Origin of the sequence: Micromonospora krabiensis, assembly GCF_900091425.1 — a bacterium.
Lineage (GTDB): Bacteria > Actinomycetota > Actinomycetes > Mycobacteriales > Micromonosporaceae > Micromonospora > Micromonospora krabiensis.
This window is the reverse complement of sequence record NZ_LT598496.1, coordinates 3154594-3180640: the sequence shown is the minus strand read 5'-3', so window position 1 is coordinate 3180640 and position 26047 is coordinate 3154594. Positions and strand designations below refer to the sequence as shown.

Below are 26047 nucleotides of genomic sequence, written 5' to 3'. Positions count from 1 at the left end.
CCCCGGGCGGGCGCTACCGGGGGAGGGGAGCCAGGTCGGCGAGGATGCGGCGGGCGGCGTTGTGGCCGGCGGCGCCGATCACGCTGCCGGCCGGGTGGCAGCCCGCGCTGCCCGCGTACACGCCGTCGACGCCGGTGGCGTACGGCATCCGGTCGGTGAACGAGACCGTGTTGTCGACGTGGTGGATGTGCCCGCCGGTGATCCCGAAGTGCGCCTCGATCCCGGGCGGCGGCAGCGGCACCGCGTCGACGATCAGGTCGCCGGTGCCCGGCGCGTACCGCTCGCAGATCGCGACGAGCCTCTCGACGTACCCGGGCAGCGCCGCGTCCCACGTGGTGCCCGTCAGCTCGTACGGCACCGACTGGACGAACAGCGCCGACGAGTGGTGCCCGTCGGCGTCGGAGAGCGACGGGTCGACGGTGGTGTGCAGGTACCACTCGATGGTCGGCTCCGCCGGCAGCCGCCCGTCCCGCACGTCCGCCCACATGGCCCGCAGCGCTGCCATCGGCGACGTCGCGTCCCCGCCCACCAGCGACGAAGAGCCGGGCAGCAGGTGGATGGTGGAGCCGAACGGGCTCGGCGCGTCCGCCGGCAGGCAGGAGAAGCGGGGCAACCCGGCCAACGCCAGGTTGAGCTTCAGGGTGCTGCCGGTGCGGCGGACCGCCGTCATCCGTTCGCCGAGCGGCGCCGGGAGCGCGCCGTCGGGCAGCAGGCCCATCAGCCGGTACGGGTCGCACGCGCCGAGCACCACCCGGGCCGCCACCTCCCGGCCGTCGGCCAGGACCACGCCGCTCGCCGCGCCGCCGTCCAGCGTGATCGCCCGCACCGGCGCGTCGGTCAGGATCCGCGCCCCGGCCGCCCGGGCGGCCTCGGCGAACGTGCGGCTCACCGTGCCCATGCCGCCCTCGGCGATCATCCACGTGCCACCCGAGCCGGGCAGCCGGCACATGTTGTGCACCAGGAAGTTGTGGCCGGTCCCCGGGTCGTCGGGCCCGGCGTTCAGGCCGGAGAGCCCATCGGTGACCGCGTACATGCTGACCAGCAGCTCGGAGCGGAACTCGAACCGGGCCAGGTAGTCGGCGACCGAACCGCGGACCAGGTCCACGAACACCTGCCGCAGCGCCGGCCGGACGTGGCGCTCGGCGGTCTCCTCCACCGGCAGCGGCTCGGCCAGCCAGGCCGGCGCGAGATCCTCCCGAAGCGCGGCCAGCTCGGCCTGCAGGGCGTCGTCGGCGGCCACGTCGGCGGGGGAGAAGAACTCGGCGAGCTGCGCCCGGGTGGACGCGGTGTCGCTGCCGAAGAGCAGGTAGGGCGACCCCAGCCCGCCCGGCGTGGGCAGGAAGTAGTGCGGGTCGCGGCGCAGCACCGGGATCCGCACGTCGAGGGTGGCGAGCAGTTCCGGGGGCATCAGCCCGAGCAGGTAGGAGCCGGTGGAGTGACGCAGCCCGGGCACCTTCGGGAACGGGCTCTCGGTGCGGGTCGCGCCGCCGATCACGTCCGCCGCCTCCAGCACCAGCACGTCCAGCCCGGCGCGGGCCAGCAGGATGGCGGAGACCAGGCCGTTGTGCCCGGCCCCGACGACCACGACGTCGGCGCGGGCGGGAAGTTCACTGCTCATGCCGCGGCAGCCTAGCCCTCGCCGGCCCACCCCACACCCCCCTCGGCGCCGTTGGTCGTGACGTCCGCGGCCCGGCCGGTGGCCGACCCGCGCGGACCGTCGATTTCCGGGCCCGGCGGGTGAGGCGACGGGGGAGGTCGGAGAAAGGGCGCGGCGTGCGGGATGCTGGGGCGGGCCGGCGGCGAGGGAGGCGCGGTGTTCGGGTGGTGGGGGCGAGTCGTGGTGCGGCTGCGCTGGGCCGTGCTGGCCGGTGGGCTGCTGCTGGCGGTCGTGGGCGCCACCTGGGGCACCGGGGTCTTCGGGCAGCTCACCGGCGGCGGCTTCGACGACCCGGCGAGTGAGTCCACCCGGGCCTACGAGCGGATCACCGAAGAGCTGGGGCCGCAGGGCGCGGACGTGATCGTGCTCTGGTCCAGCGACACCGCCACCGCCGACCAGCCGGCGTTCCGCGATCCCGTCGCCGCGACCGTGTCCCGGCTGCGCGAGCGGCCCGAGGTCGCCACCGTGACCACCTGGTACGACACCGGCGCGCCCGCCCTGCTGGCCGGCGACCGGCGGGCCACCTACGCGCTGGTGCAGCTGCGCGCCGACGACGAGGACGGCAAGTCCGCCGCCTACCGGGAGCTGCGCGGCGCGCTCGACACCCCCGCCGTACGCACGCAGACCGGCGGGAACGTGCCCTTCCTGGAGGAGGCGAACACCCGCACCACGGAGGACATCACCCGCGCCGAGCTGCTCTCCATGCCGGTGCTGCTGGTGCTGCTCGTGGTCATCTTCGGCGGGCTGGTGGCCGCGTCCACGCCGCTGCTCATCGGCGGGTTGGCCATCCTGGGCGCGTTCGTCGCCGTCCGGCTGGTCAACCTCGTCACCGAGGTGTCGATCTTCGCGATCAACGTGATCACCCTGATCGGTCTGGGCATGGCGGTCGACTACGCGCTCTTCGTGGTCAGCCGGTTCCGGGAGGAGTTGGCCGCCGGCCGCGACACCGCCGGGGCCGTCCGGCACACCATGGTCACCGCCGGCCGGACCGTGCTCGTCTCCGGCCTCACCATCGCGCTCGCCATGGCCAGCCTGCTGATCTTCCCGCAGTCCTTCCTGCGCTCGATGGGCCTCGGCGGGATGGCCGCCGTGCTGGTCGCCATGCTGGCGGCGCTGACCGTGCTGCCGGCCCTGCTGGCGGTGCTCGGGCCACGGATCGACGCGGTGCGCGTACCGCTGCCGTGGCGTCGGCGGACGGCGGGTGGGCGGCCGGCGGCGACCGCGGACGACGCAGCCGGCGCCCCGGACGCCACCGGCGGCGGGCCCGGCGCCGCGGCCGTCCAGGGTGGCGCCTGGGCCCGGATCGCCCGCAGCGTGATGCGCCGTCCCGTGCCCTACCTGGTCGGGGTCGCGCTGCTGCTGGTGCTGCTGGCCACGCCGTTCCTGCGGATCACGTTCGGCGGCTTCGACGAGCGGGTGCTCCCGGCGGGCGCCGAGCCGCGCGTCGTCTCCGAGCGGATCGCCGCCGAGTTCCCCGGCGGCACCGTGGCCCCGGTGGAGGTGCTGGTCACCGGCGCGCCGGCCGAGGCGGTTCGCCCGTTCGCCGACCGGATCGCCCAGCTGCCCGGGGTGACCGGGGTGAGCGTGACGGCCAACCGGGGAGAGGCGACGCTGCTGAGCGTGACCTACCCGGGGGAGCCGACCGGCGACGTGGCCCAGGACGTGGTGCGGGCGGTCCGCGACCTGCCCGGACCGGCGGGCGCGGAGATGCTGGTCGGCGGCCGGCCCGGCGCCGACCGGGACCTGCTGGACAGCCTCGGTGCCCGGCTGCCCTGGATGGCGCTGCTGATGGCCGCCGCGACCCTGGTGCTGCTGTTCCTCGCGTTCGGGTCGGTGGTGCTGCCGGTCAAGGCGGTGCTGATGAACCTCATCTCGATCGGCGCGTCGTTCGGCGTCGTGGTCTGGATCTTCCAGGACGGTCATTTCGCCGACCTGCTCGGCTTCACCCCCACCGGGTTCATCGAGCCGAGCAACCCGATCCTCATGCTGGCGGTGCTGTTCGGGCTGGCGACCGACTACGAGGTGTTCCTGCTCTCGCGGGTGCGGGAGGAGTGGGACCGCACCGGGGACAACACCGCCGCCGTGGCCGCCGGACTCCAGCACACCGGCCGGATCATCACGGCGGCCGCGCTGCTGCTGATCGTCGTGGTGGCCGGCTTCGCCACCGGCGGCATGGCGTTCATCAAGCTGATCGGCGTCGGCATGATCGTCGCGATCGTGGTGGACGCCACGCTCGTCCGGGCACTGCTGGTGCCGGCGACGATGCGGCTGCTCGGCCGCTGGAACTGGTGGGCGCCGGGCCCGCTCGGCCGCGTCTACCGCCGTTACGGGCTGCGGGAGTCGGCGCCGGACACGCCGGAGACCCGTCATTCCGCGTTCACCGGATAGTGGCTTCCATCGATGCCGCATCGGCCCTAGCGTCGACGACGCATCGACTCACGTCCGGGAGGTCATCCGATGGACCGTCGTACCGTCCTGCGCTCCGCCGTCGCCGGAGCCGCCACCATCTCCGGAGCCGCCGCCTTCTCCGGCAGCCTCTGGGCCGGCGCCGCCCTGGCCGGTCCCGCGCAGCCCGGCCCCGGCCCGTACGGGGACCTGCTCCCCGCCGACGGCAACGGCCTGCAACTGCCCGCCGGCTTCACCAGCCGGGTGATCGCCCGCTCCGGGCAGCGGGTCGCCGGGACCTCGTACGTCTGGCACCCGGCGCCCGACGGTGGAGCCTGCTTCCCCGCCGGCACCGGCTGGATCTACGTGTCCAACTCCGAGGTGCCGTTGGTCGGTGGCGCCTCGGCGGTGCGGTTCGCGGCGGACGGATCGATCGCGGCGGCCTATCGGATCCTCGGCGGCACCAACGTCAACTGCGCCGGTGGGGCGACCCCGTGGGGCACCTGGCTGTCCTGTGAGGAGGTGCCGCTCGGGCGGGTCTTCGAGACCTGGCCGGACGGCAGCCGCGCGGCCGAGGAGCGGACCCGGATGGGCCGCTTCACCCACGAGGCCGCCGCGTGCGACCCGGACCGGCGGGTGGTCTACCTGACCGAGGACGAGGAGGACGGCTGCTTCTACCGGTTCATCCCGGACACCTGGGGTGACCTGCGCACCGGCAAGGTGCAGGTGCTCTGCGCGCCCGCCGACCAGGTGGCCGGCCCGGTGACCTGGCGGGACATCCCGGACCGGGACGGCTTCCCGATCTTCACCCGGTGGCAGGTGGGCGCCGCGAAGCACTTCGACGGCGGCGAGGGCTGCTGGTACGACCGGGGCACCTGCTGGTTCACCACGAAGGGCGACAACCGGGTGTGGGCGTACGACGCGGTCAACCAGCGCCTCGACCTGGCGTACGACGACTCGCTGGTGCCGCCCGGCGCCGCCCCGCTGACCGGCGTGGACAACATCACCGGCACGCCGGGCGGCGACCTCTACGTGGCCGAGGACGGCGGCAACATGGAGATCAACGTCATCACGCCGACGGGGGTGGTGAGCCCGTTCCTGCGGATCCTCGACCAGTCCTCGTCGGAGATCACCGGGCCGGCCTTCTCCCCGGACGGCTTCCGCCTCTACTTCTCCTCCCAGCGCGGCGCCAGCGGCGCCCGCGCCGGCACCGACGGCATCACCTACGAGGTGACCGGCCCCTTCCGGCGCTGACCCGGCTGCCCCGACTGGTCAACCCCGGTCCGTCCCGGCGCGGCGGGTTCGCCAGGCGCTCAGGGCCAGGGTCGCGGAGTAGCCGCTGAGCACGATCACGTGGAACACGTACAGCCAGAGGAGCACGGCGACGCCGGCGCCGATCTCGTCGAAGCCGCCGAAGGGCACACCCAGGTCCAGGGGGAGCGAGGCGAAGAGCACGAAGCCGTGCAGGAAGCCCGAGAGGTTCGCCGCGGTGAACGAGCCGACGGCGAGCGCGGACAGCCAGTCCGGAGAGGCGGGCCCGACCACCCGGAAGACCCACAGCAGCACCGGGGTGAGCACCAGCCACACGCCCAGGAACGACAGCACCACGCCCAGCACCCCGGCCCAGCCGCCCTGGCGGACCAGCCCCGTCGTGGTCGGCAGCGCCACCAGGACCGACAGCAGCAGCGCCGGGGCCGGCGCGAGCAGCGGCAACAGCAGGAGCCGGCCGCGCCAGCCGACCCAGCTCTCGCCGGTGTGCGACGCGGCGACCGAGACGAACGCGCGGCGCAGCCCCTCGCCGTAGAGCGACGCGGGCAGCAGGGAGGCCAACGCCAGCACCGGGGTCAGTCCCACGCCGGCGTCGACCAGCGCGGCCACCGCGTGCGGCGCGCCGATGTCGTCCGGCAGGGCCCGCACGGCGTACGCGGTGAGCCGGCGTACCCGCTCCGCCCCGGCGACGAGCGAGGTCAGCCAGATGGCCAGCAGCGCCACCGGCACGATGGCGACACCCCCGTAGAAGGTGATCGCGGCGGCGTGCAGGGAGAGATCCCGCCCCCGGACCGGCCGGAACGCGGCACTGGTGATCCGCCGCGTCCGCCGCCAGCCGGTGCCCATCGCGCTGTACTTCCCCGGAGCCGTAGCCGCCAGTCCTCGAAGATCGTCGGCGTATCGTCTGCGACCGTGGTGATCGATTTTCGGACGGAGGCGGACCGGGGCCTGCTGACCGCCGCGCTGCGTCACGCGCTCGGCCGGAGCCTGCGCCTGTTCTGGCTCTGCGGCGTCATCCTGCTCCTGCCGGCGGTCCTCGCCGTGCTCACCGACGACCCGGTGATGGCCGTGGTGTGGGTGTTCGCCGCGGTGCTCTTCTGGGCGCTGCCGTGGCTGGTGGTGCGCAGCGCGGTCCAGGCCAACTGGAAGTCGTACGGGCGGACGATCGACTGGCAGGTCTCCGACGAGGGTGTGCGGATGTCCTCGGACCTCATGGAGAGCCTGGTCCGGTGGTCGGCGCTGGAGACGGTCGAGCTGATCCCCGACCAGCTGCTCCTCAAGATCAATCGTCAGCAGGTCATCCCGGTGCCCGTCGCCGGCCTGGGCCCGCAGGACCGGGAGGCGCTGCTCGGCCTCCTCCGCGCGCGGGGCCCGGCCGGTGCCGGCGGGGCCCCGGACGGGCTCCTCCGCTGATCCGTGCGCCGGGGGGGGGCGGAGAACCTGCGCGATCCGGCTGACCGAGGGCGAGTACCGGCCGGTGGCCGCTACCGCCCCGGGCGGCACCTTCCAGATGCGCGAGCCCTTCGCGTTCGCCACCGATCCGGCCGACCTCCTGGACGAGGCGGCCCCGAGTAACCCGACGACGCGGCCTCCGAGCGGTTCGACGACGCGGCCTCCGGGCAGGAGGCGCAGGTCGGCGGGGAAGATTGAGGCTCCCAGCGGACGCACAGCCCGTCTGGGGAAGAATGGGCGGGTGACTTCCCCGCGAGATCTCGTCCTGCTCGGTTCCACCGGCTCGGTCGGCACCCAGGCCGTCGACATCGTCCGGCGCAACCCGGACCGGTTCCGGGTGGTGGCGCTCGGCGCCGGCGGCGGCAACGTGGAGCTGCTCGCCGGCCAGGCCCTCGAACTGGGCGTGGACGCGGTGGGCGTGGCCAAGGCGTCGGCCGCCCAGGACCTCCAGCTCGCGTTCTACGCCGAGGCGAGCCGGCGCGGCTGGGCCACCGGCGACTTCAAGCTTCCCAAGATCGTCGCCGGGCCGGACGCGATGGCCGAGCTGGCCCAGTGGCCGTGCGACGTGGTGCTCAACGGGGTGGTCGGCTCGCTCGGGCTGGCGCCGACCCTGGCCGCGCTGCGCGCCGGGCGTACGCTCGCGCTCGCCAACAAGGAGTCCCTCGTCGCCGGCGGAGCCCTCGTCAAGGCCGCGGTGACCCGCGCGGGGCAGATCGTCCCGGTCGACTCGGAGCACTCGGCGCTGGCCCAGTGCCTGCGCGGCGGCACGCGGGGCGAGGTGCGCCGGCTGATCGTCACCGCCAGTGGTGGCCCGTTCCGGGGCCGGCGGCGCGACGAGTTGACCGAGGTCACGCCGGAGCAGGCTCTGGCGCACCCGACGTGGAACATGGGCCCGGTCGTCACGATCAACTCGGCCACGATGGTCAACAAGGCGCTTGAGGTGATCGAGGCGCACGAGCTGTTCGACGTGCCGTACGCCGACATCACCGTGATGGTGCACCCGCAGTCGGTGATCCACTCGATGGTCGAGTTCACCGACGGCTCCACCCTCGCCCAGGCCAGCCCACCCGACATGCGGCTGCCGATCGCGCTCGGCCTCGGCTGGCCGGACCGGGTGCCCGACGCCGCCGCCGCGGTCGACTGGACGGCCAGCCACACCTGGGAGTTCGCCCCGCTCGACGACGAGGCGTTCCCGGCCGTCGCACTGGCCAAGGCCGCCGGCGAGGCCGGGCGGTGCCGGCCGGCGGTCTACAACGCCGCCAACGAGGAGTGCGTGGCCGCCTTCGTGGCCGGTCGACTGCCGTTCCTCGGCATCGTGGACACTCTCGCGAGGGTTCTGGAGGACGCTCCGGACTTCGACGAACCAGGTACCGTCGAGGACGTGCTCGCGGCCGAGTCGTGGGCGCGTACGCACGCGCAGAAGATCATCACCGGGTCGGTGGAAGGAGCTTGATGGCATACCTGCTCGGGGTGGTGCTCTTCGCCCTGGCGATCCTCATCTCGGTGAGCCTGCACGAGGCGGGGCACATGCTCACCGCCAAGGCGTTCGGGATGAAGGTCACCCGCTACTTCGTCGGTTTCGGGCCCACCCTCTGGTCGTTTCGGCGGGGTGAGACCGAGTACGGCCTCAAGGGCATCCCGCTCGGTGGCTTCTGCAAGATCGTCGGCATGACCCCGCAGGACGACGACGTCGAGCCCGGCGACGAGAAGCGGGCCATGTGGCGCTACCCGGTGTGGAAGCGGACGATCGTGATGTCCGCGGGCTCGATCACCCACTTCGCGCTCGCGCTGGTGACCCTCTGGATCCTCGCCATCTCGGCCGGCCTGCCCAACCCGGCCTACCCGACGACCGAGGAGCAGGCCCGTCAGGAGCCGGCGGTTGTGGCGCTCAGCGACTGCGTGGTGCCGGACAACACCGCCCGGGCGTGCGCGCCCGGCGACGCGGCCAGCCCGGCCGCCCAGGCCCAGCTGCGCGACGGTGACCGCATCACCTCGCTCAACGGTCTGCCGATCAACAACTACGGCCAGTTGCTCACCACCCTGCGCGGCCTCCCGCCGGGCAGCACGGCAACCATCGGCTTCGTCCGCGACGGGCAGCCGGGCACGGCGACCACGACGCTCGCGAAGACCGAGCGCCCGCCGCTCGACGACCCGAAGGGCGCCGTCGGTCCGGTCGCCGCGCTCGGGGTGGGGCTCATCCCGAGCACCCCCACCCGGGTCACGTACGGGCCGGTCGGGGCGTTCGGCGCGACCGCCGACTTCACCGGCGAGATGGCGGTGGGCACCTACCACGCGCTGCAGCGGATCCCGCAGAAGGTTCCGGCGCTCTGGACGGCGATCACCGGTGGCGAGCGGGACGTCGACACCCCGATCAGCGTGGTCGGCGCGAGCCGGCTCGGTGGCGAGGCGGTGGAGAACAACGCGTGGCTGGTGTTCTTCATGCTCTTCGTCTCGCTGAACTTCTTCATCGGCGTGTTCAACCTGCTGCCGCTGCTGCCGCTCGACGGCGGGCACATCGCCATCGCCTGGTTCGAACGGGTCCGTTCCTGGATCTACGCGCGCCTGCGCCGCCCGGACCCGGGCCGCGTCGACTACCTCAAACTCATGCCGTTCACGTACGCGGTGATTCTCATCGGTGGTGTGTTCACGCTGCTGACCGTCACCGCTGATGTCGTCAACCCGATCACGCTCTTCTCAAGGTGAGTGTCTGAAGTGACCGCTGTCAGCCTGGGTATTCCTGCCGTACCGCCCCCGCCGCTCGCGCCGCGCCGGGCCAGCCGCCAGATCATGGTCGGCTCGGTCCCCGTCGGTGGCGGCGCGCCGGTGTCGGTGCAGTCGATGACCACCACCCTCACCGCCGACGTCAACGCCACCCTCCAGCAGATCGCCGAGCTGACCGCCAGCGGCTGCCAGATCGTCCGGGTCGCGGTGCCGTCCCAGGACGACGTCGAGGCGCTGCCCGCGATCGCCAAGAAGTCGCAGATCCCGGTGATCGCCGACATCCACTTCCAGCCGAAGTACGTCTTCGCGGCGATCGACGCCGGCTGCGCCGCCGTGCGGGTGAACCCGGGCAACATCCGGCAGTTCGACGACAAGGTCAAGGAGATCGCCCGGGCCGCGAGCGACGCCGGGGTCCCGATCCGGATCGGCGTGAACGCGGGCTCGCTGGACAAGCGCCTGCTCAGCAAGTACGGCAAGGCCACCGCCGAGGCGCTGGTCGAGTCGGCGCTGTGGGAGTGCTCGCTGTTCGAGGAGCACGGCTTCCGCGACATCAAGATCTCGGTGAAGCACAACGACCCGGTGGTCATGATCCGGGCGTACCGGCAGCTCGCCGAGCAGTGCGACTATCCGCTGCACCTCGGTGTCACCGAGGCCGGCCCGGCCTTCCAGGGCACCATCAAGTCGGCGGTCGCGTTCGGCGCGCTGCTGGCCGAGGGCATCGGCGACACCATCCGGGTCTCGCTCTCCGCGCCGCCGGTCGAGGAGATCAAGGTCGGAAACCAGATTCTGGAGTCGCTCGGCCTGCGCGAGCGCGGCCTGGAGATCGTCTCCTGCCCGTCCTGCGGGCGGGCCCAGGTGGACGTCTACAAGCTGGCCGAGGAGGTCACCGCCGGCCTGGAGGGGCTGCCGGTGCCGCTGCGGGTCGCGGTGATGGGCTGCGTCGTCAACGGCCCCGGCGAGGCCCGGGAGGCCGACCTCGGTGTCGCGTCCGGCAACGGCAAGGGTCAGATCTTCGTGAAGGGTCAGGTCGTGAAGACCGTCCCCGAGGGTCAGATCGTGGAGACCCTGATCGAGGAGGCGCTGCGGATCGCCGACGAGATGGGCGCCGAGCTCCCCGAGGAGCTGCGCGGGATGATCACCGGCCCGACGGTGACCGTCCACTGATCGCCCGCCCGCCGGTGGCGGGCGTACCAACACGCAAAGAGTGGCCACACCCCCAGGGATGGCCACTCTTTCCGTCTGCGAGGTCGGCGCGCCTCGCGGTCACTCGGATTCGGCGAGGATCGCGTAGAGCTTGCGTCGGGTCTCGTCGAGCACCTGGGCGGCCCGCTCCCGCTGGTCGTCGGTGCCGGTCATCATGACCTGCCGCAGCGCCTGCATCGCCTGCGCTCCGGCGTCGCGGATGTCGTGCCAGCTGTTGACCGTGCCCTGGGCGAACTCCGCCCACGGCGGGGTCTGCGCCGCCGCGGCGGCCTCGGCGCTGCCGGCCTCGGTGATCGTGAACCGCTTGCGCCCGCCGCCGGAGTCCTCGGCGGCGGCGATGACGCCCTCGTCCTCGAGCAGTTGGAGGGTCGGGTAGATCGACCCGGGGCTGGGCCGCCAGGCCCCGCCGGTGCGGGAGTCGATCTCCTGGATCATCTCGTAGCCGTGCATCGGCCGCTCGGTGAGCAGCGCCAGCACCGCTCCCCGAACGTTGGGACGGCGTCCCCGGCCGCGCCCTCGACCGCCGCCCCAGCCGTGGCCGCCGGGCCCGTGGGGGCCGCCGGGCGGGAACGGCGGGAACGGGGGGAAGCCGAAGCCGCGCATCCGGGCCTCGTGCATGGCGTGGTGTTGTCGATGGAACTTCATGGTCGAACTCCTTCTCGTGGTATCGCTGATGCATCAACGATATATCGGCAATGTGTCGGCGACAAGGAACGCGAGGGCTGGCTCAACAAACCGTACGTACGTCTTGCTAGGGTGTCGGTCATGAGTCTGCTTCCCCCGCCGGGATCGGCCCGGGTCCTCACCATCGGCACCCTGGTCAAGACCGTCGGCCGCGGTCTCTGGCTCGTGGCGAGCGCGCTGTTCCTCACCCGGTCGGTCGGGCTCTCGGCGGCCGAGGTCGGTGCCGGGCTCACCGTGTCGGCCCTGGTCGGCGTGCTGGCCAGCACCCCCACCGGCTACCTGGCCGACCGGGTCGGGCCGCGCGGCATCCAGATCGGCGCGCTGCTCGCCGCCGGCGGGCTCACCGCCGCCCTGGTCACGGTCCGGTCGTTCCCGGCGTTCCTGCTGCTCGGCGCGGCGACCGCCCTGGCCGACGCGGCCGACCGGGGCGCCCGAGGCGCGCTCATCGCCGGCGCCGTCCCGCCCGACCAGCGGGTACGCACCCGCGCCTACCTGCGTGCCACCACCAACGTCGGCATCTCCCTCGGCGCCGTGCTCGCCGGCTTCGCCATCGCGGCCGACACCCGAGCCGCGTACGTCGGGCTGGTCCTGACCGCCGCGGCCGCCTCCCTGGTCGCGGCGACGGTCTTCACCCGACTGCCGGTCGTCCCGCCGGTGGTCGCCCCCGCCCACGGGCCCCGGCTCGTCGCCCTGCGGGACCGGCCGTTCCTCGCCTTCACGGTCCTCGACGGACTGCTGTCGATGCACTTCGGCCTGCTCAACATCGCCCTGCCACTGTGGATCGCTGGGCACACCCGGGCCCCGGCCTGGGTGATCTCCGGCGTGATGCTCGTCAACACCGTGACGGTGGTGCTGTTCCAGGTGCGTGCCTCGCGGGGCACGGAGAACCTGGCCGGCGCCGCCCGCGCCTCCCGGCGGGCCGGCGTGGCCATCGCCGTGGCCTGCGTGCTCTTCGCGGCGAGCGGCGGGCTGCCCACCGCCGCCGCCGTCGCGCTGCTCGCCGCCGGAGCCCTCAGCCACGTGGTCGGCGAGTTGTGGCACTCCGCCGCCGGCTGGGGGATCTCCTTCGGCCTGGCCCCGGACGACGCGCACGGCCAGTACCAGGGCGCGTACAGCATGGGGTACGAGCTGGGCAAGATGCTCGCGCCGGTGGTGGTGACGACGCTGGCGATCGGCTGGGGTGTGCCGGGCTGGCTGGTGCTCGGCGGGCTGTTCCTGCTGCTCGGCGTCCTCGTGCCGCCGGTGGTCCGCTGGGCGGTTTCCACCCGCGAGTCCCACCCGGCGGCGCGTCCGGTGGCGGTGTGAGGGACCGTGTCGCCACTCAGCCGGCGAACCGGGGGCGCGATCTGGCAGGCTGGTGGGCGTGCTGACGGTGCCGGTACGGCAACTCGGGGAATCGGAGCGCCGCGCGGTCGAGCGCCTGCTCGACCTCGACCCGTACGCGGGCGCGCAGGTCGCCGAGCGCATCGCCGCGCGTGGCCTGGCCTGGTGGCGCGCCGAGGGTCGCATCCTCGGCTACGGCGCCCGGCGCAACCTCGAATCCCTCTGCTGGCTGGGCGGCAACCTGACTCCGGTGCTCGCCACCGAGCCGGCCGTGGCCGCGTTCGCCGACCTGCTCGCCGGCGAGGAGCGCCTCTGCTCGTCGATCGTCGGGCGGGCCGACGCGGTGCTCGGGCTCTGGGACCAGCTCGCGGACGTCTGGGGGCCGGCCCGGGACGTCCGCCCCAACCAGCCGCTGCTGGCCACCGAGGCGCTGCCGGCGGTACCGGCCGACCCGGAGGTGCGCCGGGTGCGCGGCGGCGACATCGACCGGCTCTTCCCCGCGGCGGTCGCGATGTACACCGAGGAGGTCGGCGTCTCGCCGCTGGCCGAGGACGGCGGGCGCAGCTACCGGCGCCGGGTGAGCGAACTGGTCCGGGCCGGTCGGGCGTACGCGCGCTTCGCCGACGGTCGGGTGATCTTCAAGGCCGAACTGGCGGTGGTGACCCGGCGGACCGCCCAGATCCAGGGGGTCTGGGTGGCGCCGGAGTGGCGGGGCCGGGGGATCGCCACGGCGGCGATGGCCGCGGTGGTACGCGACGCGCTGCTGCGGGTAGCACCCACGGTCAGCCTCTACGTCAACGACTTCAACCTGCCCGCCCGACGCGTCTACGAGCGGTGCGGCTTCCGTCCGGTCGGCACCCTGGCCACCGTCCTGTTCTGACGTGTCGGACCGACCGACCGAGGACGCGCGGCGACGCCGCTCGGCGGGTCACGCGGATCTGACCAGGGCTCTGCCGGCCGCGTAATTGCGTTGAAAATCCGGTCGCCGGCGCGCGAGGCTGGGGGCACCGCCCCCACCGACCGGAAGTCCGGAGGACTGTCCATGCGCCTGCTCCGTGACCTCTGGACCACCGCGCCGCGCCGGATGACGGCCGTCCTCGTGTTCGTCGTACTGGGCGCCGCCGGTCAGGCCGCCGCCGCCGCGCTCGCCGGGCCGGTGCTGGTGCACCGGTCCATGGGTTGGTTCACGATCCTGGCCGTGGCGCTCGTCGCCGCCGTGGTCACCGACCTCGCCGTCGGACTGCTGATGGCCGGTCTCACCGCGGACTGGTCCGCCGACGTACGCCGCCGGCTGTGCCGGGTGGCGCTCGGACAGGACCTCCCCACCCTGGAGACCACCCCCGTCGGTGAGCTGCTCGACCGCATCGACAACGACGTCTACCAGGTCGCCGCCGAGCTGCGGAACACCGGCGTCCGGCTGGTCCAGGGGCTGGCCGTCTGCCTGCTCGCCGCGGCCAGCGCGCTGGTCGTGTGGTGGCCGGCCGGCGTCGGGATGGTGCTGCTGACCGCACTGCTCGCCGTCGCCCTGCGCCGCCCCACCGCGCGGATCGCCCCGGCCCGGATGGCCGAGGAGGAGGCCTGGTCGGACCTGGCCGCGGTGATGGAGGAGGCGGTGCACGGCCAGGACGACGTACGCACCAGCCTCGCCCGCCCGTACGTGCTGCGCCTCTACGCCCGTCGGGCCGCCGAGGTCATCGCCCGCGCCGGCCGGGTCTTCCAGATGTCGGCGAAGGTCACCGCCGTCGCCGCCGGAGCCATCCGGGCCGGGATCGCCGGCGTTGTGCTGGGCGGCGCCTGGGCCCTGGCCGGCGGCCGGATCGACGGCGCCCGGCTCACCGCGATCTGGCTGCTCGCGATCGCGTTCGGCGCCACCGTCGAGCACATGGCCCGGTGGGTGCCGCACCTCCAGTACGCCCTCGGCGCCTGGGCCCGTGTCCAACTGCTCCAGGACTCCCGGCAGGAGCCGGCCGGCGGGCTCGCCCCGGTCGACGGTGACCTCACCGTCCGGGGCCTCACCTTCCGCTACCACGCCGACGACGACCGTGGCCCCGCCCTGCGTGACATCCGGCTGACCTTCGCGCGCGGCCGGTCGTACGCGCTGGTCGGCCGCACCGGGTCGGGCAAGTCCACCCTGGCGAAGGTGCTCACCCGCGCCGTGGACGTCCCCCGGGGCACCGTCTTCCTCGGCGACACCGACCTGCTCGACCTGGACGTCGAGGAGCTGCGCCGGTGGGTCGCCGTGGTGCCGCAACGCACCGAGATCCTGGCCGGCACCCTCGCCGAGAACGTCGCGCTGTTCGACCCCGACCTGCTCGACGGCGCCGCCCGGGCGTTGGAGGAGCTGGGCCTGGCCGGCTGGATCGCGGAGCTGCCCGACGGCGTACGCACCCGGCTCGGCGAGGGCGGCCACGTGCTCTCCGCCGGGCAGGAGCAGCTGGTGGCGTTCGCCCGGATCCTCGTCCGGGACCCCCGCGTGGTGATCCTCGACGAGGCCACCGCCCGGCTCGACCCGGTCACCGAGACCCGGGTGCGGCAGGCCACCGAGCGCCTGCTCGCCGACCGCATCGGCATCGTCATCGCGCACCGGCTCTCCTCGGTGCGCCGCTGCGACGAGGTGGTGGTGCTGGCCGACGGCGAGGTGCTGGAGGCCGGGCCGCTGCGCGAGTCGACGCGGTTCGCCGAACTGCTGGCGACCAGCCACGCCGGCGCGTACGCCGGGGCGGGGGCGCCCCGCGGCGGCGTGGACCTGCTGCCCGCGCCCGGTGCCGAGTGGGACCTCGCCGAGCCGGTGGGGGAGCAGACCCGACCGGAGACCGAACGTCCGGTCGTGACGCCGAGGACGGACCCACCGCCGCTGCCGCCGGCCCCGCCCGCGCGGACCATGCGGGAGATCCTTCGGCTGGCGGTCAACGAACCGCGGTTCGGCCTGGTCTCGGTCGCCCTGTTCATCGTGATGACGCTGCTCGGCCTGGACGGCTCGGTGCTGCCGTGGCTGTGGGCCGACGTGGTCGACGGAGGCGACCCGTGGCTGCCGGCGCTCGGCATCGTCGTCGCCCTGCTCGTCGTCCTGCCGCTGCCGTACCTCACCAACCTGTGGTTCCCGCAGTGGTGGATCCGGCAGATGCTGCGGATCAGCCTGCGACTGGTGCACGGGCAGACCGGCCCCCGCCGGATCAGCGGGCACACCCCGGCCGAGGTGGTCGCGCAGGGTGGCGACACCGAGCGGGTGGTGCAGCTCGCCGACAACCTCGTCGACCAGTTCATCTCGGTGGCGATCGTGGTCACCATGACGGTGGTGACCGGCAGTGTCGTGCCGGGGCTGTTCTTCCTCGGCACCATGGCGGTCTCCGGGCTGGCGGCGACGCTGTTCGGGCCGCGGCTGGAACGCACCGCGCGTGGCACGGTCAAGGCGCGCGCCGCCTTCGCCACGGCGTTGGTCTCGTCGCTGTCCGCCGCCCGTACGGTGAAGCTCGCCGGCGCCACCCGGCCGGTGCTGCGCCACCTCGCGGAGCTGGACACGGTGCGCAGCGACCGGCAGCGTCGGGAGATCGCCATGCAGGTGTGGGCGCGGTCCACCCCGTCGGTGGTCAGCGGTCTGCTGCCGATCGGCGCGTGGGCGCTCTACCTGGGCGGTGGGCTCTCCGCCGGCGCCACCCTGGTGGCGGTCTCCACGCTGGGCGCGGCCCGCTGGTTCGCGTGGACCACCGCCTCGCTGGTCTCCCACTACCCGTCCGCCCGGGTCTGGACGCGGCGGACGGTGGCGATGAGCGGGATCGGGGCCTACTCGGCCTCGGTGCCGGGGGTGGACCTGGCCGCCGGCACCGCGCCGGCACCCGAGCCGCCGCCGCGCCACCCGCTGCGTCGGCTGGAGCTGGCGGGCTTCGGCGCGCTGCACTCGGACGGGATCCTCGCGGTCCGGGACGTGGATCTGACCGTCGAGCGGGGACAGTTGGTGCTGGTCGTCGGGCCGGTCGGCGCCGGAAAGTCGTCGCTGCTGCGTGCCCTGGCCGGCATCGTGCACCACACCGGTCGGCTGAGCTGGAACGGGGAGCCGGTGACCGAGCCGGAGCTGTTCCTGCGCCCCGGCCAGGTCGGCTACGTGGGTCAGCTACCCCGGGTGCTCTCGGGCACGGTGGCGGAGAACATCGCGCTCGGCCACGAGGTCGACGCGGGCGCGGCGGTCTCCACGGCGCAGCTCGACCACGACCTGGCCGCGGCCGGCGGCGGGCTGGGCCTGCTGATCGGCCACAAGGGCACCCGGCTCTCCGGCGGGCAGTTGCAGCGGCTGGCGCTCGCCCGTGCCCTGGCGCCCCGTACCGAGCTGCTGGTCGCCGACGACGTCTCGTCCGCGCTGGACGTCACCACCGAGCTGGCGCTCTGGGCCGCGCTGCGCGAGCACGGGGTGACGGTGGTGGGCTCGACGTCGAAGCGGGCCGCGCTGGTCCGCGCGGACCACGTGGTGGTGCTGGTCGGCGGCACGGTGGCCGCCCAGGGCCCGTGGCGCGACCTGGAACCCCGCTGGTCCCACCTGGCCGGCTGACCCGCCGCCCCTCCCGCCCCTCCCGCCCGGCCCGCCCGGCCCGCGTTGATCAAGAGGTTTGCGTCAGAATCCGGCGCTCCGGTGACGCAAACCTCTTGATCAACGAGAAACGGGGTGGGTCAGGCGGCGCGGAGGTACTGGTTGGGCCAGGTGGGGGTGGCGCCGAGCTTCGCCGCCGCCCGGTGCGGCCAGTACGGGTCGCGCAGCAGCTCCCGGCCGAGCAGCACCAGGTCGGCCTCGCCGCCGGCGACGATCTGCTCCGCGTGCTCCGGCTCGACGATCAGCCCGACCGCGCCGGTCGGCACGCCGGCCTCCCGGCGGATCCGGGCGGCCAGCGGCACCTGGTAGCCCGGCGCGAGCGGGATCCGCTGGGCGGTGCTGACGCCGCCGGAGGACGTGTCCACCAGGTCGACCCCGGCGGCGGCCAGCTCACCGGCGAGCACCACGCTGTCGTCCGGCGTCCAGCCGCCCTCCACCCAGTCGGTCGCCGAGATCCGGGTGAGCACCGGCACCTCCTCGCCGACGGCGGCGCGGACCGCCCGCGCCACCTCCAGGGTGAGCCGCATCCGCCCGGCCCGGTCACCGCCGTAGCCGTCGGTGCGGTGGTTGCTCAACGGGGAGAGGAACTCGTGCAGCAGGTAGCCGTGCGCCGCGTGGATCTCGACGGCGGCGAACCCGGCGTCCAGCGCCCGGACAGCGGCCGCGGCGAACGCGTCGACCACACCGGCGACACCGGCCGCGTCGAGGGCCGTCGGCGTCCGGTAGCCCACGGTGAACGGCTCACTGCCCGGGCCGACCGGGGTCCAGCCGCCCTCCTCGTCGGGCACGCCGCCGTGGCCGTCGGCCCACGGCCGGTACGTTGAGGCCTTGAAGCCGGCGTGCGCGAGCTGCACCGCCGGCACCGCCCCCTGCGCGGCGAGGAAAGCGGTCACCGGTCGCCAGGCGTCGACGTGGGCTTCCGACCAGAGCCCGGTGTCCTGCGGGCTGATCCGCCCCTCGGGCAGCACCGCCGTGGCCTCGGTGAGCACCAGGCCGGCGCCGCCCGCCGCGCGGGCGCCCAGGTGCACCAGGTGCCAGTCGGTCGGCAGCCCGTCCGGGCCGGACGTGTACTGGCACATCGGCGCGAGGGCGATCCGATTGGGCAGGGTCACCGCGCGCAGGGCCAACGGTGTGAACAGTTCGCTCATGCGGTCATCCTTCCGGTACAGGCCGGAGGGCCCCTCAACGAGGGGCCCTCCGGGACGGCTCAGCGAGGTCAGGCGGGTACCGGGGTCAACCCGTCCGCACGGGTGGTGGCGGGCGCCTCGGCGGCGTCCTGGTCGATCAGCTCGCGGCGGCCCGCCGCGTCGTACGCGGCCCGGTCGAGGGTGCCCTCGCGGGCCGCGACGACGGTGGGCACGAGCGCCTGACCGGCCACGTTCGTGGCGGTGCGGACCATGTCCAGGATCGGGTCGATGGCCAGCAGCAGACCGGCGCCGGCCAGCGGCAGGCCCAGCGTGCTGAGGGTGAGCGTGAGCATCACGATCGCGCCGGTCAGGCCGGCGGTCGCCGCCGAGCCGACCACCGAGACGAAAGCGATCAGCAGGTAGTCGGTGACGCCGAGGTGGATGCCGAACACCTGCGCCACGAAGATCGCGGCGAGGGCCGGGTAGATCGCGGCGCAGCCGTCCATCTTGGTGGTGGCGCCGAACGGCACCGCGAACGAGGCGTACTCGCGGGGGACGCCGAGCCGCTCGACGGCGCGCTGGGTCACCGGCATGGTGCCCACCGAGGACCGAGAGACGAAGGCCAGCTCGATGGCCGGCCAGGCGCCGGCGAAGAAGCGCAGCGGGTTGAGCCGGCCGGCGGCCAGCAGCACCACCGGGTAGACCACCAGCAGCACGATCGCGCAGCCGACGTAGACCGCCGTGGTGAACTTGGCGAGCGGGGCGATCAGGTCCCAGCCGTACGAGGCGACGGCGTTGCCGATGAGGCCGAGCGTGCCGAGCGGGGCGAGTCGGATCACCCACCAGAGCGCCTTCTGGACGATCTCCAGCAGGGAGCGGTTGAGCGCCACGAAGGGCTCCGCCTTGTCGCCGACGAGCAGCGCGGCGGCGCCGACCACGAGGGCCAGGAAGACGATCTGGAGGACGTTGCCCTCGACGAACGCGCCGATCGGGTTGGTCGGGACGACGCCGGTGAGGAAGTCGGTCCAGGAGCCGTGTTTCTTGGGCGCGGTGGCGCCGGCCAGGTCGAGGGTGACGCCGCGACCGGGATTGGTGAGCAGGCCCAGGCCGATGCCGACGCCGACCGCGATCAGCGCGGTGATGCCGAACCACAGCAGGGTCTTCCAGGCCAGCCGGGCGGCGTTGGCCACGCCGCGGAGGCTGACCACGCTGACCACGATCGCGGTGAAGACCAGCGGCGGTACGGCCAGCTTCAGCAGCTGGACGAAGAGGTGACCGACGGTGTCGAGGGTGCTGGTCAGCCAGCTCAGGTCGTTGGCGCGGGCGAGGAAGCCGAGCGCCACGCCGAGCACGAGACCGAGCAGGATCTGCAGGGAGAAGGGAAACTTGCGCAGGGCGGAAGCCATGTAATTGTGTCCAAGCGTCTGGTGGGAGAGGTCGGGCAGCGTCAGGAGAGCGGCTGCGCCGGACAGACACCACTGGCCTGCAGTCGGAGATCGACGTACAGGCGCACGGTGAGGCACCAGATGTTGGTCATCGCGGCACGACGATACGCCCGGGATGTTCCCGTCGGAAGGAGCCGCCGTCGTGACGCTCCTTACAAGAGCGGCCCCGGTCGTCGATGCCTAGCGGCGGGGGAAGCCGACCGTGGCGGCCGCGGCGAGCCCCCAGAGCACGGCGATCGCCAGCACCACCCGCTCCAGCACGCCGACCAGCGTGCCCCGGCCGACCAGCAGCATCGCCAACCCCACCGCGGCACAGAGCGGCAGCGCCACCGCGGCGGCGATCCCGGAGAGCCGGCGCAGCGGCCGGTCCGCCCGGTGGGTGAGCGTGATCGCCACCATCGCGAAGATCACCGCGGCGGTCGCGGCGATGCTCGCGCCGCCGTGCACCAGGTCGGCCACCGTCGCCCGCTCGAACGGCGGCAGCGGGCAGCCGGCGCTGCACGTCACCGCACCGGAGAGGGCGGTGCCGAGGCCGCCGGCGGTGAGTAGCGCCGCCGCCACCCGCAGCGCCGGCGGCAGGGCCACGGCGAGCAGCAGCAGGCCGGCCGCCAGGGCGTAGACGCCGATCCGGTACGCGGGCGCGTGGCCGCTGCCGGCGATCCCGGCCTCGCTGACGTACCCGGTGAGCCCCGGACCGGGACCGGCGACCACGGCGAGCGTCACCGCGCCGGCCCCGGCGAGGGTGCAGCCGGCGGCGGCCGACGCCGCGGCGCTCCGGAGGACGCCGATCGGCGCGGGCCGGGCCTGTTCAGCCACGCCCGTGCGGCGTGGTCCAGCCGGACGTGTCGGGGCCCAGCGGCACGACACCGGTCGGGTTGATCTCCCTGTGCGTGGCGTAGTAGTGCCGCTTGATGTGGTCGAAGTCCACCGTCTCGCCGAAGCCGGGGGTCTGGAACAGGTCGCGGGCGTACGCCCAGAGCACCGGCATCTCGGTCAGCTTCTGCCGGTTGCACTTGAAGTGCCCGTGGTAGGCCACGTCGAAGCGGACCAGCGTCGTGAACAGGCGCACGTCCGCCTCGGTGATCTCCTCGCCCATCAGGTAGCGCCGCCCGGCGAGCCGCTCGGAGAGCACGTCCAGCCGCGCGAACAGCGCCTCGTACGCCTCGTCGTACGCCTCCTGGGAGGTCGCGAAACCGGCCCGGTAGACGCCGTTGTTGACGTCCCGGTGGATCTCCGCCATCAGCGCGTCCATCTCCGGGCGCAGCTCCACCGGGTAGAGATCCGGGGCGTCCGGGGCGTGGAACCGCCGCCACTCGGTCGAGAAGTCCAGCGTGAGCTGCGGATAGTCGTTGGTCACGACCCGGCCGGTGACGGTGTCGACCAGCGCCGGCACGGTCACCCGGCCGGTGTAGTCGGGGTCGGTCGCCAGGTAGGCCTCGGAGAGGAAGCCGACGCCCAGCACCGGGTCGAATCCGTCCGGGTCGAGGGTGAACCGCCAGCCCCGCTCGTCGCGGATCGGGTCGACCGTGCCCAGTGAGATGACGTCGTCCAGGCCGAGCAGGCTCCGGACGATCCGGGCCCGGTGCGCCCAGGGGCAGGCGCGGCACCAGATCAACCGGTAGCGCCCGGCCTCCAGTGGCCAGCGGCCCTCGTCGTCCGGCCCGCCGCCGGGGGGAGAGGTGGAGTGCGGGGTGACCCGGTCGGTGAACCGGTTGGGCTGGCGGACGAACGCGCCGCCCGTACTCGTCTCTGCGTCGAACTGGGCCCGGGCCATGCCGTCAACCTATCCGCTCCCGGCCTGGATATCCTGGCGGCCGGGCGTCCCTCGCGACCCGACGGGCGCTTCCGTCCCGCCCTTCCCACCCCCGAAGGACTCGCGATGACCGTGGCATACCTGGTGGCCGGTGTCCGCACCCCGATCGGCCGTTACGCCGGCGCGCTCGCCGGCGTCCGCCCCGACGACCTGGCCGGACACGTGATCCGCGAACTGGTCGCCCGCCACCCGTCGGTGGACTGGGCGCGGGTGGACGACGTGATCCTCGGCTGCGCCAACCAGGCCGGCGAGGACAACCGCAACGTGGCCCGGATGGCGGCGCTGCTCGGTGGCCTGCCCGAACAGGTGCCGGGCAGCACGGTCAACCGGCTCTGCGGCTCCGGCCTGGACGCGCTCGCCAGCGCCGCCCGCGCCGTCGTGGCCGGGGAGGCGGACCTGGTGGTGGCCGGCGGCGTGGAGAGCATGAGCCGCGCGCCGTTCGTCATGCCGAAGGCGACCTCCGCCTACTCGCGGGCCGCCGAGGTGTACGACACGACGCTCGGCTGGCGGCTGGTGAACCCGCTGATGGAGGCGGGCTGGGGCATCGACTCGATGCCGGAGACGGCGGAGAACGTGGCCGCCGAGTACGGGGTCGACCGCGCCGCGCAGGACGAGTTCGCCCTCCGCTCGCAGCAGCGGGCCGCCAAGGCGCAGGCCGACGGCCGGCTGGCCGAGGAGATCGTGCCGGTGACCGTGCCGGCCGGCCGTCGCGAGACGAAGCTGGTCGAGGTCGACGAGCACCCCCGGGAGACGTCGCTGGAGAAGCTGGCCGCCCTGCCCACCCCGTTCCGCGCGGGTGGCACGGTCACCGCCGGCAACTCGTCGGGGGTCAACGACGGCGCGGTCGCGTTGCTGGTCGCGTCCGAGGCGGCGGTCGCCCGTCACGGCCTCACGCCGCTGGCCCGGGTCGTCGGCGCCGCGACCGCCGGGGTGCCGCCCCGCGTGATGGGTATCGGCCCGGTGCCGGCCACCCGCAAGCTGCTGGACCGCCTCGGCCTCGGCCTCGACACGGTCGACGTGATCGAGCTGAACGAGGCGTTCGCCGCGCAGTCGGTCGCCGTGCTGCGCGAGCTGGGCCTGCCGGAGGACGCCGAGCACGTCAACCCCAACGGCGGCGCCATCGCCCTCGGCCACCCGCTCGGTGCGAGCGGCGCCCGGCTGGCGCTGACCGCCGCGCTGGAGCTGCGCCGACGCGGTGGCCGGCGGGCCCTCGCCACGATGTGCATCGGAGTGGGCCAGGGGATCTCCCTTCTCCTGGAGTCCGCGGCCTAGAGTGGTCCACACCACACGATCGGCGGGTCGGTCGGTGGGCCGCCGCGTCCCCGCACGCACCCCGGCGCCGGCGCCGTCCCGCCTCTCGGCGACGACCTGGGGAGCTTGCAGATGCCGGACGCCCTTCCGACCGAGATCGACCTGACCCGCCCGAGCGCCGCCCGGGTGTACGACTACTTCCTGGGCGGCGCCCACAACTTCGAGATCGACCGGCAGCTCGCCGAGCAGATCGCCGCGATGACGCCGCATCTCCCGGCCACGATGCGCGCCGGCCGGGAGTTCCTGCGCCGGGCCGTACGGGCGCTGCTCGACGCCGGCATCGACCAGTTCCTCGACATCGGCTCCGGAATTCCCACCGTCGGCAACGTGCACGAGGTGGCGCAGGGCGCGAACCCGAAGGCCCGGGTGGTCTATGTGGACATCGACCCGGTCGCCGTCGCGCACAGCCGGGAGTTGCTCGCCGGCAACGACCTCACCACCGTGATCCACGCCGACCTGCGCGAGCCGGAGCGGATCCTCACCGAGGCACGCGGGCTGCTCGACTTCGGCCGCCCGATCGGCATCCTGCTCGCCGGGGTGGTCCACTTCGTCCCCGACGCGGACCGCCCCGCCGACCTGCTGGCCACCCTCCGCGCCGCCGCCGCGCCGGGCAGCCACCTGGTGATCTCCCACTCCACGTTCGAGGACCAGCCGCAGGAGATGCTCGACGCGCAGCGGTTGTCGGCGCGTACGGCCACCGAGATCAGCCTGCGGTCCCGGGCCGAGATCACCGGCTTCTTCGGCGACTGGACGATCCTGGAGCCGGGCGTGGTGCACATGCCGCTGTGGCGGCCCGACTCACCGTCCGACGTGGACGAACACCCCGAGCGGTTCGGCGCCTTCGGTGGCGTCGCCCGCCACGACGAACCATCCGTCGGCTGATCGACGTGGCCGTCCCGGAACCCGCCGGGGAGGACGTCGGCCGCGCGGGCGTTCAGGCGTACGCCGCCGAGTGGACCGCCGCGCTCCGCCGCCTCGGGTTCGTGCCGTTCAGCGCGGCCGAGACCGAGCGGCTGCTGCTCGCGCACACCGCGCGGTTGGCCCGTGCGGTGTGCGCCGAGCCGTTCGACGCCCAACCCGCCGAGGACGTCGGCGGGGCGCTGGTCGAGGCGCACCTCACCGAACCGCGGATGCTGGAGTGGTCGGTCCGCGCCCTCGGTGAGGGCTTCCTCGGTCGGGTGCTGCCCGCCGGGACGTACCCGCCGGACGCGCCGCGGCGGGTCACCGCGCTGCAGGGCGGCCTCGCCGCGGGGTTCGCGCGTGCCCTGCGCGACCGCACCTTCAGCCAGCAGGAGCGGATCGCCCGGTCGGCCTGGCAGGCGCGGGACGAGGCGGAGCGGGCGCTGCGGGACAGCGAGGCGCGGTTCCGGGCGGTCTTCACGGGCGCGGCGATCGGCATCGGCATCGCCGGGGTCGACGGACGGATCATCGACGTCAACCAGTCGTTCGCCGACATGCTGGGCTACTCCGTCGAGGAGCTGCGCCGGGTCGAGGTGGCCTCGCTGTTCCACGCGGACGACGCCGCCGGCATGGGGGAGATCTACCAGGAGCTGGTCGAGGGCAAGCAGGACTCGGCCCGGGTGGAGAGGCGCTACCACCGCAAGGACGGCAGCTCCCTCTGGACGGACCTGGCCGTGTCGCTGATCCGGCACGACGACGGGCGGCCCCGGTTCACGGTCTCCATGATCGAGGACATCACCGAGCGGTACGCCCTCCAACAGCGGCTGCGCTTCCAGGCGTCGCACGACCCGCTCACCGGCCTGCCCAACCGGACGCTCTTCTTCGAGACGTTGGGTCGGATCCTCGACGGGGCCGGACCCGATCGCCGGGTCGCCGTCTGCTTCCTGGACCTGGACGGGTTCAAGGCGATCAACGACAGTCTCGGGCACGACCTCGGCGACCGGCTGCTGGTGATGATCGCCCGACGGCTTGCCGGGTGCGTCGCCGGCCACGGTCACCTGGTCGCCCGCATGGGCGGCGACGAGTTCGTCATCCTGCTCGACGGCGGCGACGGACTCGACGGGGCGGTGGCCGTGGCGAAGGCCGCGCTGACCGCGGTCGCCGCGCCGGTGCGCGTCGGCGACCAGCAGCTCGCCGTCTCGGCGAGCGTGGGCATCGTCGAGGGGCCGGCCGGAGAGACCACCGCGTCGGAGCTGATGAAGGCGGCGGACACCACGCTCTACTGGGCGAAGGCGCAGGGGCGCGGCCGGTGGGCCGTCCACGACCCCGAGCGCAGCGCCCGTGACCTCGCCCGCTCGGCGCTGGCCGCCAACCTGCCGGCCGCGCTCGACCGGGGTGAGTTCGTGCTGCGCTACCAGCCCATCGTCTCCCTGCTGGACGGGCGCATGCTCGCCGTCGAGGCGCTGGTGCGCTGGCAGCACCCGACGCTGGGGCTGCTCGGCCCGGACCGGTTCATCGGGCTCGCCGAGGAGACCGGGCTGATCGTCCGGCTCGGCGAGTGGGTGCTGCGGCGGGCCTGCCGGGACGCCGAGCGGTGGCGGCACCGCTTCCCGGAAGCCCGGGTGGTGGTGAGCGTGAACCTGGCCGCCCGGCAGGCGGACGACCCGGCGATCGTGGACACCGTCTCGGACGCGCTGGCGGCGAGCGGCCTGCCCCCGGAGCTGTTGCAGCTGGAGCTGACCGAGAGCGCGGTGATGGGCACGGCCGGGGAGCCGCTGCGGTCGCTGCACCGGCTGTCGGGGCTCGGCGTACGGCTCGCGGTCGACGACTTCGGCACCGGCTACTCGAACCTCGCGTACCTGCGCCGGCTCCCGATCCACTGCCTGAAGCTGGCCGGCCCGTTCGTGGAGGGCATCCGGGGTGACGGCCCGGACGCGGCGGCCGACCACCGCGACGAGCGGATCGTCGACGCGCTGGTCCGGCTGGCGCACGCGCTGGAGCTCTGGGTGACCGCCGAGGCGGTGGAGACCGGCGAGCAGGCCGAGCGGTTGCGTGCGCTGCGCTGCGACACCGGCCAGGGGCGCTACTTCGGGGCGCCGATGCCGGCCGACGCGATCGCCGCCCGGCTCGCCGGGACGGGGGGCGAGCCCGGGTGAGCCGTTTCGCGCGCCGCGCGAA

Annotated in this window: 19 protein-coding genes; 12 read left to right on the top strand and 7 right to left on the bottom strand. The window is 73.9% G+C overall.

Annotated elements, in window-relative coordinates:
- Positions 1-13: 13 nt before the first annotated feature.
- On the bottom strand, positions 14-1618 hold the full coding sequence (locus GA0070620_RS14140) for a phytoene desaturase family protein (RefSeq protein WP_091590983.1): 1605 nt from the start codon (positions 1616-1618) through the stop codon (positions 14-16).
- Between the two features lie 195 nt (positions 1619-1813).
- Between GA0070620_RS14140 and GA0070620_RS14135 the strand changes: the two genes are divergently transcribed.
- A complete protein-coding gene (locus tag GA0070620_RS14135) occupies positions 1814-4045 on the top strand; it encodes an MMPL family transporter (RefSeq protein ID WP_091598757.1) in 2232 nt (743 codons plus the stop codon).
- Between the two features lie 69 nt (positions 4046-4114).
- Positions 4115-5296, top strand: coding sequence for an alkaline phosphatase PhoX (locus tag GA0070620_RS14130; RefSeq protein ID WP_091590980.1), 1182 nt, complete (start codon positions 4115-4117; stop codon positions 5294-5296).
- 18 nt (positions 5297-5314) lie between these two features.
- Here the strand turns inward: GA0070620_RS14130 and GA0070620_RS14125 are convergent, their stop codons facing one another.
- Entirely contained in the window at positions 5315-6157 is an 843-nt protein-coding gene (locus tag GA0070620_RS14125; protein WP_091590978.1) for a YhjD/YihY/BrkB family envelope integrity protein, read from the bottom strand.
- Between the two features lie 66 nt (positions 6158-6223).
- On the opposite strand from GA0070620_RS14125, the gene GA0070620_RS14120 reads away from it, so the two are divergent.
- The 4 genes from GA0070620_RS14120 to ispG all read left to right on the top strand — a co-directional run bounded on the left by GA0070620_RS14120 (position 6224) and on the right by ispG (position 10648).
- On the top strand, positions 6224-6724 hold the full coding sequence (locus GA0070620_RS14120; RefSeq protein ID WP_091590976.1) for a YcxB family protein: 501 nt from the start codon (positions 6224-6226) through the stop codon (positions 6722-6724).
- A 280-nt stretch (positions 6725-7004) separates the two neighbouring features.
- Positions 7005-8216, top strand: a complete 1212-nt coding sequence (gene dxr, locus GA0070620_RS14115) for a 1-deoxy-D-xylulose-5-phosphate reductoisomerase (protein ID WP_091590974.1) — start codon at positions 7005-7007, stop codon at positions 8214-8216.
- Positions 8216-9466, top strand: a complete 1251-nt coding sequence (locus tag GA0070620_RS14110; RefSeq protein WP_091590972.1) for a M50 family metallopeptidase — start codon at positions 8216-8218, stop codon at positions 9464-9466. Before dxr ends, GA0070620_RS14110 begins: the two co-directional genes overlap by 1 nt.
- A 9-nt stretch (positions 9467-9475) precedes the next feature.
- The gene (ispG, locus tag GA0070620_RS14105; protein WP_091590969.1) at positions 9476-10648 is read left to right on the top strand and encodes a flavodoxin-dependent (E)-4-hydroxy-3-methylbut-2-enyl-diphosphate synthase; all 1173 of its coding nucleotides are present in this window, start codon (positions 9476-9478) and stop codon (positions 10646-10648) included.
- Between the two features lie 99 nt (positions 10649-10747).
- Here the strand turns inward: ispG and GA0070620_RS14100 are convergent, their stop codons facing one another.
- Entirely contained in the window at positions 10748-11332 is a 585-nt protein-coding gene (locus GA0070620_RS14100) for a PadR family transcriptional regulator (protein ID WP_091590967.1), read from the bottom strand.
- Between the two features lie 120 nt (positions 11333-11452).
- Between GA0070620_RS14100 and GA0070620_RS14095 the strand changes: the two genes are divergently transcribed.
- The 3 genes from GA0070620_RS14095 to GA0070620_RS14085 all read left to right on the top strand — a co-directional run bounded on the left by GA0070620_RS14095 (position 11453) and on the right by GA0070620_RS14085 (position 17234).
- Positions 11453-12676, top strand: coding sequence for an MFS transporter (locus tag GA0070620_RS14095; protein WP_091590965.1), 1224 nt, complete (start codon positions 11453-11455; stop codon positions 12674-12676).
- A 58-nt stretch (positions 12677-12734) separates the two neighbouring features.
- A complete protein-coding gene (locus GA0070620_RS14090; protein ID WP_091598754.1) occupies positions 12735-13574 on the top strand; it encodes a GNAT family N-acetyltransferase in 840 nt (279 codons plus the stop codon).
- A 162-nt stretch (positions 13575-13736) separates the two neighbouring features.
- Positions 13737-17234 carry an ATP-binding cassette domain-containing protein gene (locus GA0070620_RS14085; RefSeq protein WP_091590962.1) on the top strand — a complete coding sequence of 1166 codons (3498 nt, stop codon included), beginning with the start codon at positions 13737-13739 and terminating at the stop codon, positions 17232-17234.
- Positions 17235-17353: 119 nt separating this feature from the next.
- Here GA0070620_RS14085 and GA0070620_RS14080 read toward each other — a convergent pair whose 3' ends face one another.
- From GA0070620_RS14080 to GA0070620_RS14065, 4 genes are all read right to left on the bottom strand, one after another.
- Positions 17354-18421, bottom strand: coding sequence for an NADH:flavin oxidoreductase/NADH oxidase (locus tag GA0070620_RS14080; RefSeq protein ID WP_091590959.1), 1068 nt, complete (start codon positions 18419-18421; stop codon positions 17354-17356).
- A 68-nt stretch (positions 18422-18489) separates the two neighbouring features.
- Complete coding sequence (locus GA0070620_RS14075; RefSeq protein ID WP_172836585.1) at positions 18490-19794, bottom strand: dicarboxylate/amino acid:cation symporter; 1305 nt, start codon at positions 19792-19794, stop codon at positions 18490-18492.
- Positions 19795-20025: 231 nt separating this feature from the next.
- Positions 20026-20661: a DUF998 domain-containing protein gene (locus GA0070620_RS14070; RefSeq protein WP_231922376.1), complete on the bottom strand. Its 636-nt coding sequence runs from the start codon at positions 20659-20661 to the stop codon at positions 20026-20028.
- Positions 20654-21619: a glutathione S-transferase family protein gene (locus GA0070620_RS14065; protein WP_091590953.1), complete on the bottom strand. Its 966-nt coding sequence runs from the start codon at positions 21617-21619 to the stop codon at positions 20654-20656. Before GA0070620_RS14065 ends, GA0070620_RS14070 begins: the two co-directional genes overlap by 8 nt.
- Positions 21620-21724: 105 nt before the next feature.
- Between GA0070620_RS14065 and pcaF the strand changes: the two genes are divergently transcribed.
- The 3 genes from pcaF to GA0070620_RS14050 all read left to right on the top strand — a co-directional run bounded on the left by pcaF (position 21725) and on the right by GA0070620_RS14050 (position 26025).
- Positions 21725-22930 (top strand): 3-oxoadipyl-CoA thiolase, encoded by a 1206-nt coding sequence (pcaF, locus tag GA0070620_RS14060; protein ID WP_091590951.1) that lies wholly within the window; start codon positions 21725-21727, stop codon positions 22928-22930.
- Positions 22931-23035: 105 nt separating this feature from the next.
- Positions 23036-23851: an SAM-dependent methyltransferase gene (locus GA0070620_RS14055; RefSeq protein ID WP_091590949.1), complete on the top strand. Its 816-nt coding sequence runs from the start codon at positions 23036-23038 to the stop codon at positions 23849-23851.
- A gap of 5 nt (positions 23852-23856) precedes the next feature.
- On the top strand, positions 23857-26025 hold the full coding sequence (locus GA0070620_RS14050) for a putative bifunctional diguanylate cyclase/phosphodiesterase (RefSeq protein ID WP_091590947.1): 2169 nt from the start codon (positions 23857-23859) through the stop codon (positions 26023-26025).
- Positions 26026-26047: the final 22 nt, after the last annotated feature.

Coding starts and splice junctions, on each gene's coding strand:
- GA0070620_RS14065 (WP_091590953.1), bottom strand. CDS start 21,619: ATGGCCCGGGCCCAGTTCGACGCAGAGACGAGTACGGGCGGCGCGTTC.
- GA0070620_RS14095 (WP_091590965.1), top strand. CDS start 11,453: ATGAGTCTGCTTCCCCCGCCGGGATCGGCCCGGGTCCTCACCATCGGC.
- GA0070620_RS14140 (WP_091590983.1), bottom strand. CDS start 1,618: ATGAGCAGTGAACTTCCCGCCCGCGCCGACGTCGTGGTCGTCGGGGCC.
- pcaF (WP_091590951.1), top strand. CDS start 21,725: ATGACCGTGGCATACCTGGTGGCCGGTGTCCGCACCCCGATCGGCCGT.
- GA0070620_RS14085 (WP_091590962.1), top strand. CDS start 13,737: ATGCGCCTGCTCCGTGACCTCTGGACCACCGCGCCGCGCCGGATGACG.
- GA0070620_RS14110 (WP_091590972.1), top strand. CDS start 8,216: ATGGCATACCTGCTCGGGGTGGTGCTCTTCGCCCTGGCGATCCTCATC.
- GA0070620_RS14100 (WP_091590967.1), bottom strand. CDS start 11,332: ATGAAGTTCCATCGACAACACCACGCCATGCACGAGGCCCGGATGCGC.
- GA0070620_RS14130 (WP_091590980.1), top strand. CDS start 4,115: ATGGACCGTCGTACCGTCCTGCGCTCCGCCGTCGCCGGAGCCGCCACC.
- GA0070620_RS14125 (WP_091590978.1), bottom strand. CDS start 6,157: ATGGGCACCGGCTGGCGGCGGACGCGGCGGATCACCAGTGCCGCGTTC.
- GA0070620_RS14080 (WP_091590959.1), bottom strand. CDS start 18,421: ATGAGCGAACTGTTCACACCGTTGGCCCTGCGCGCGGTGACCCTGCCC.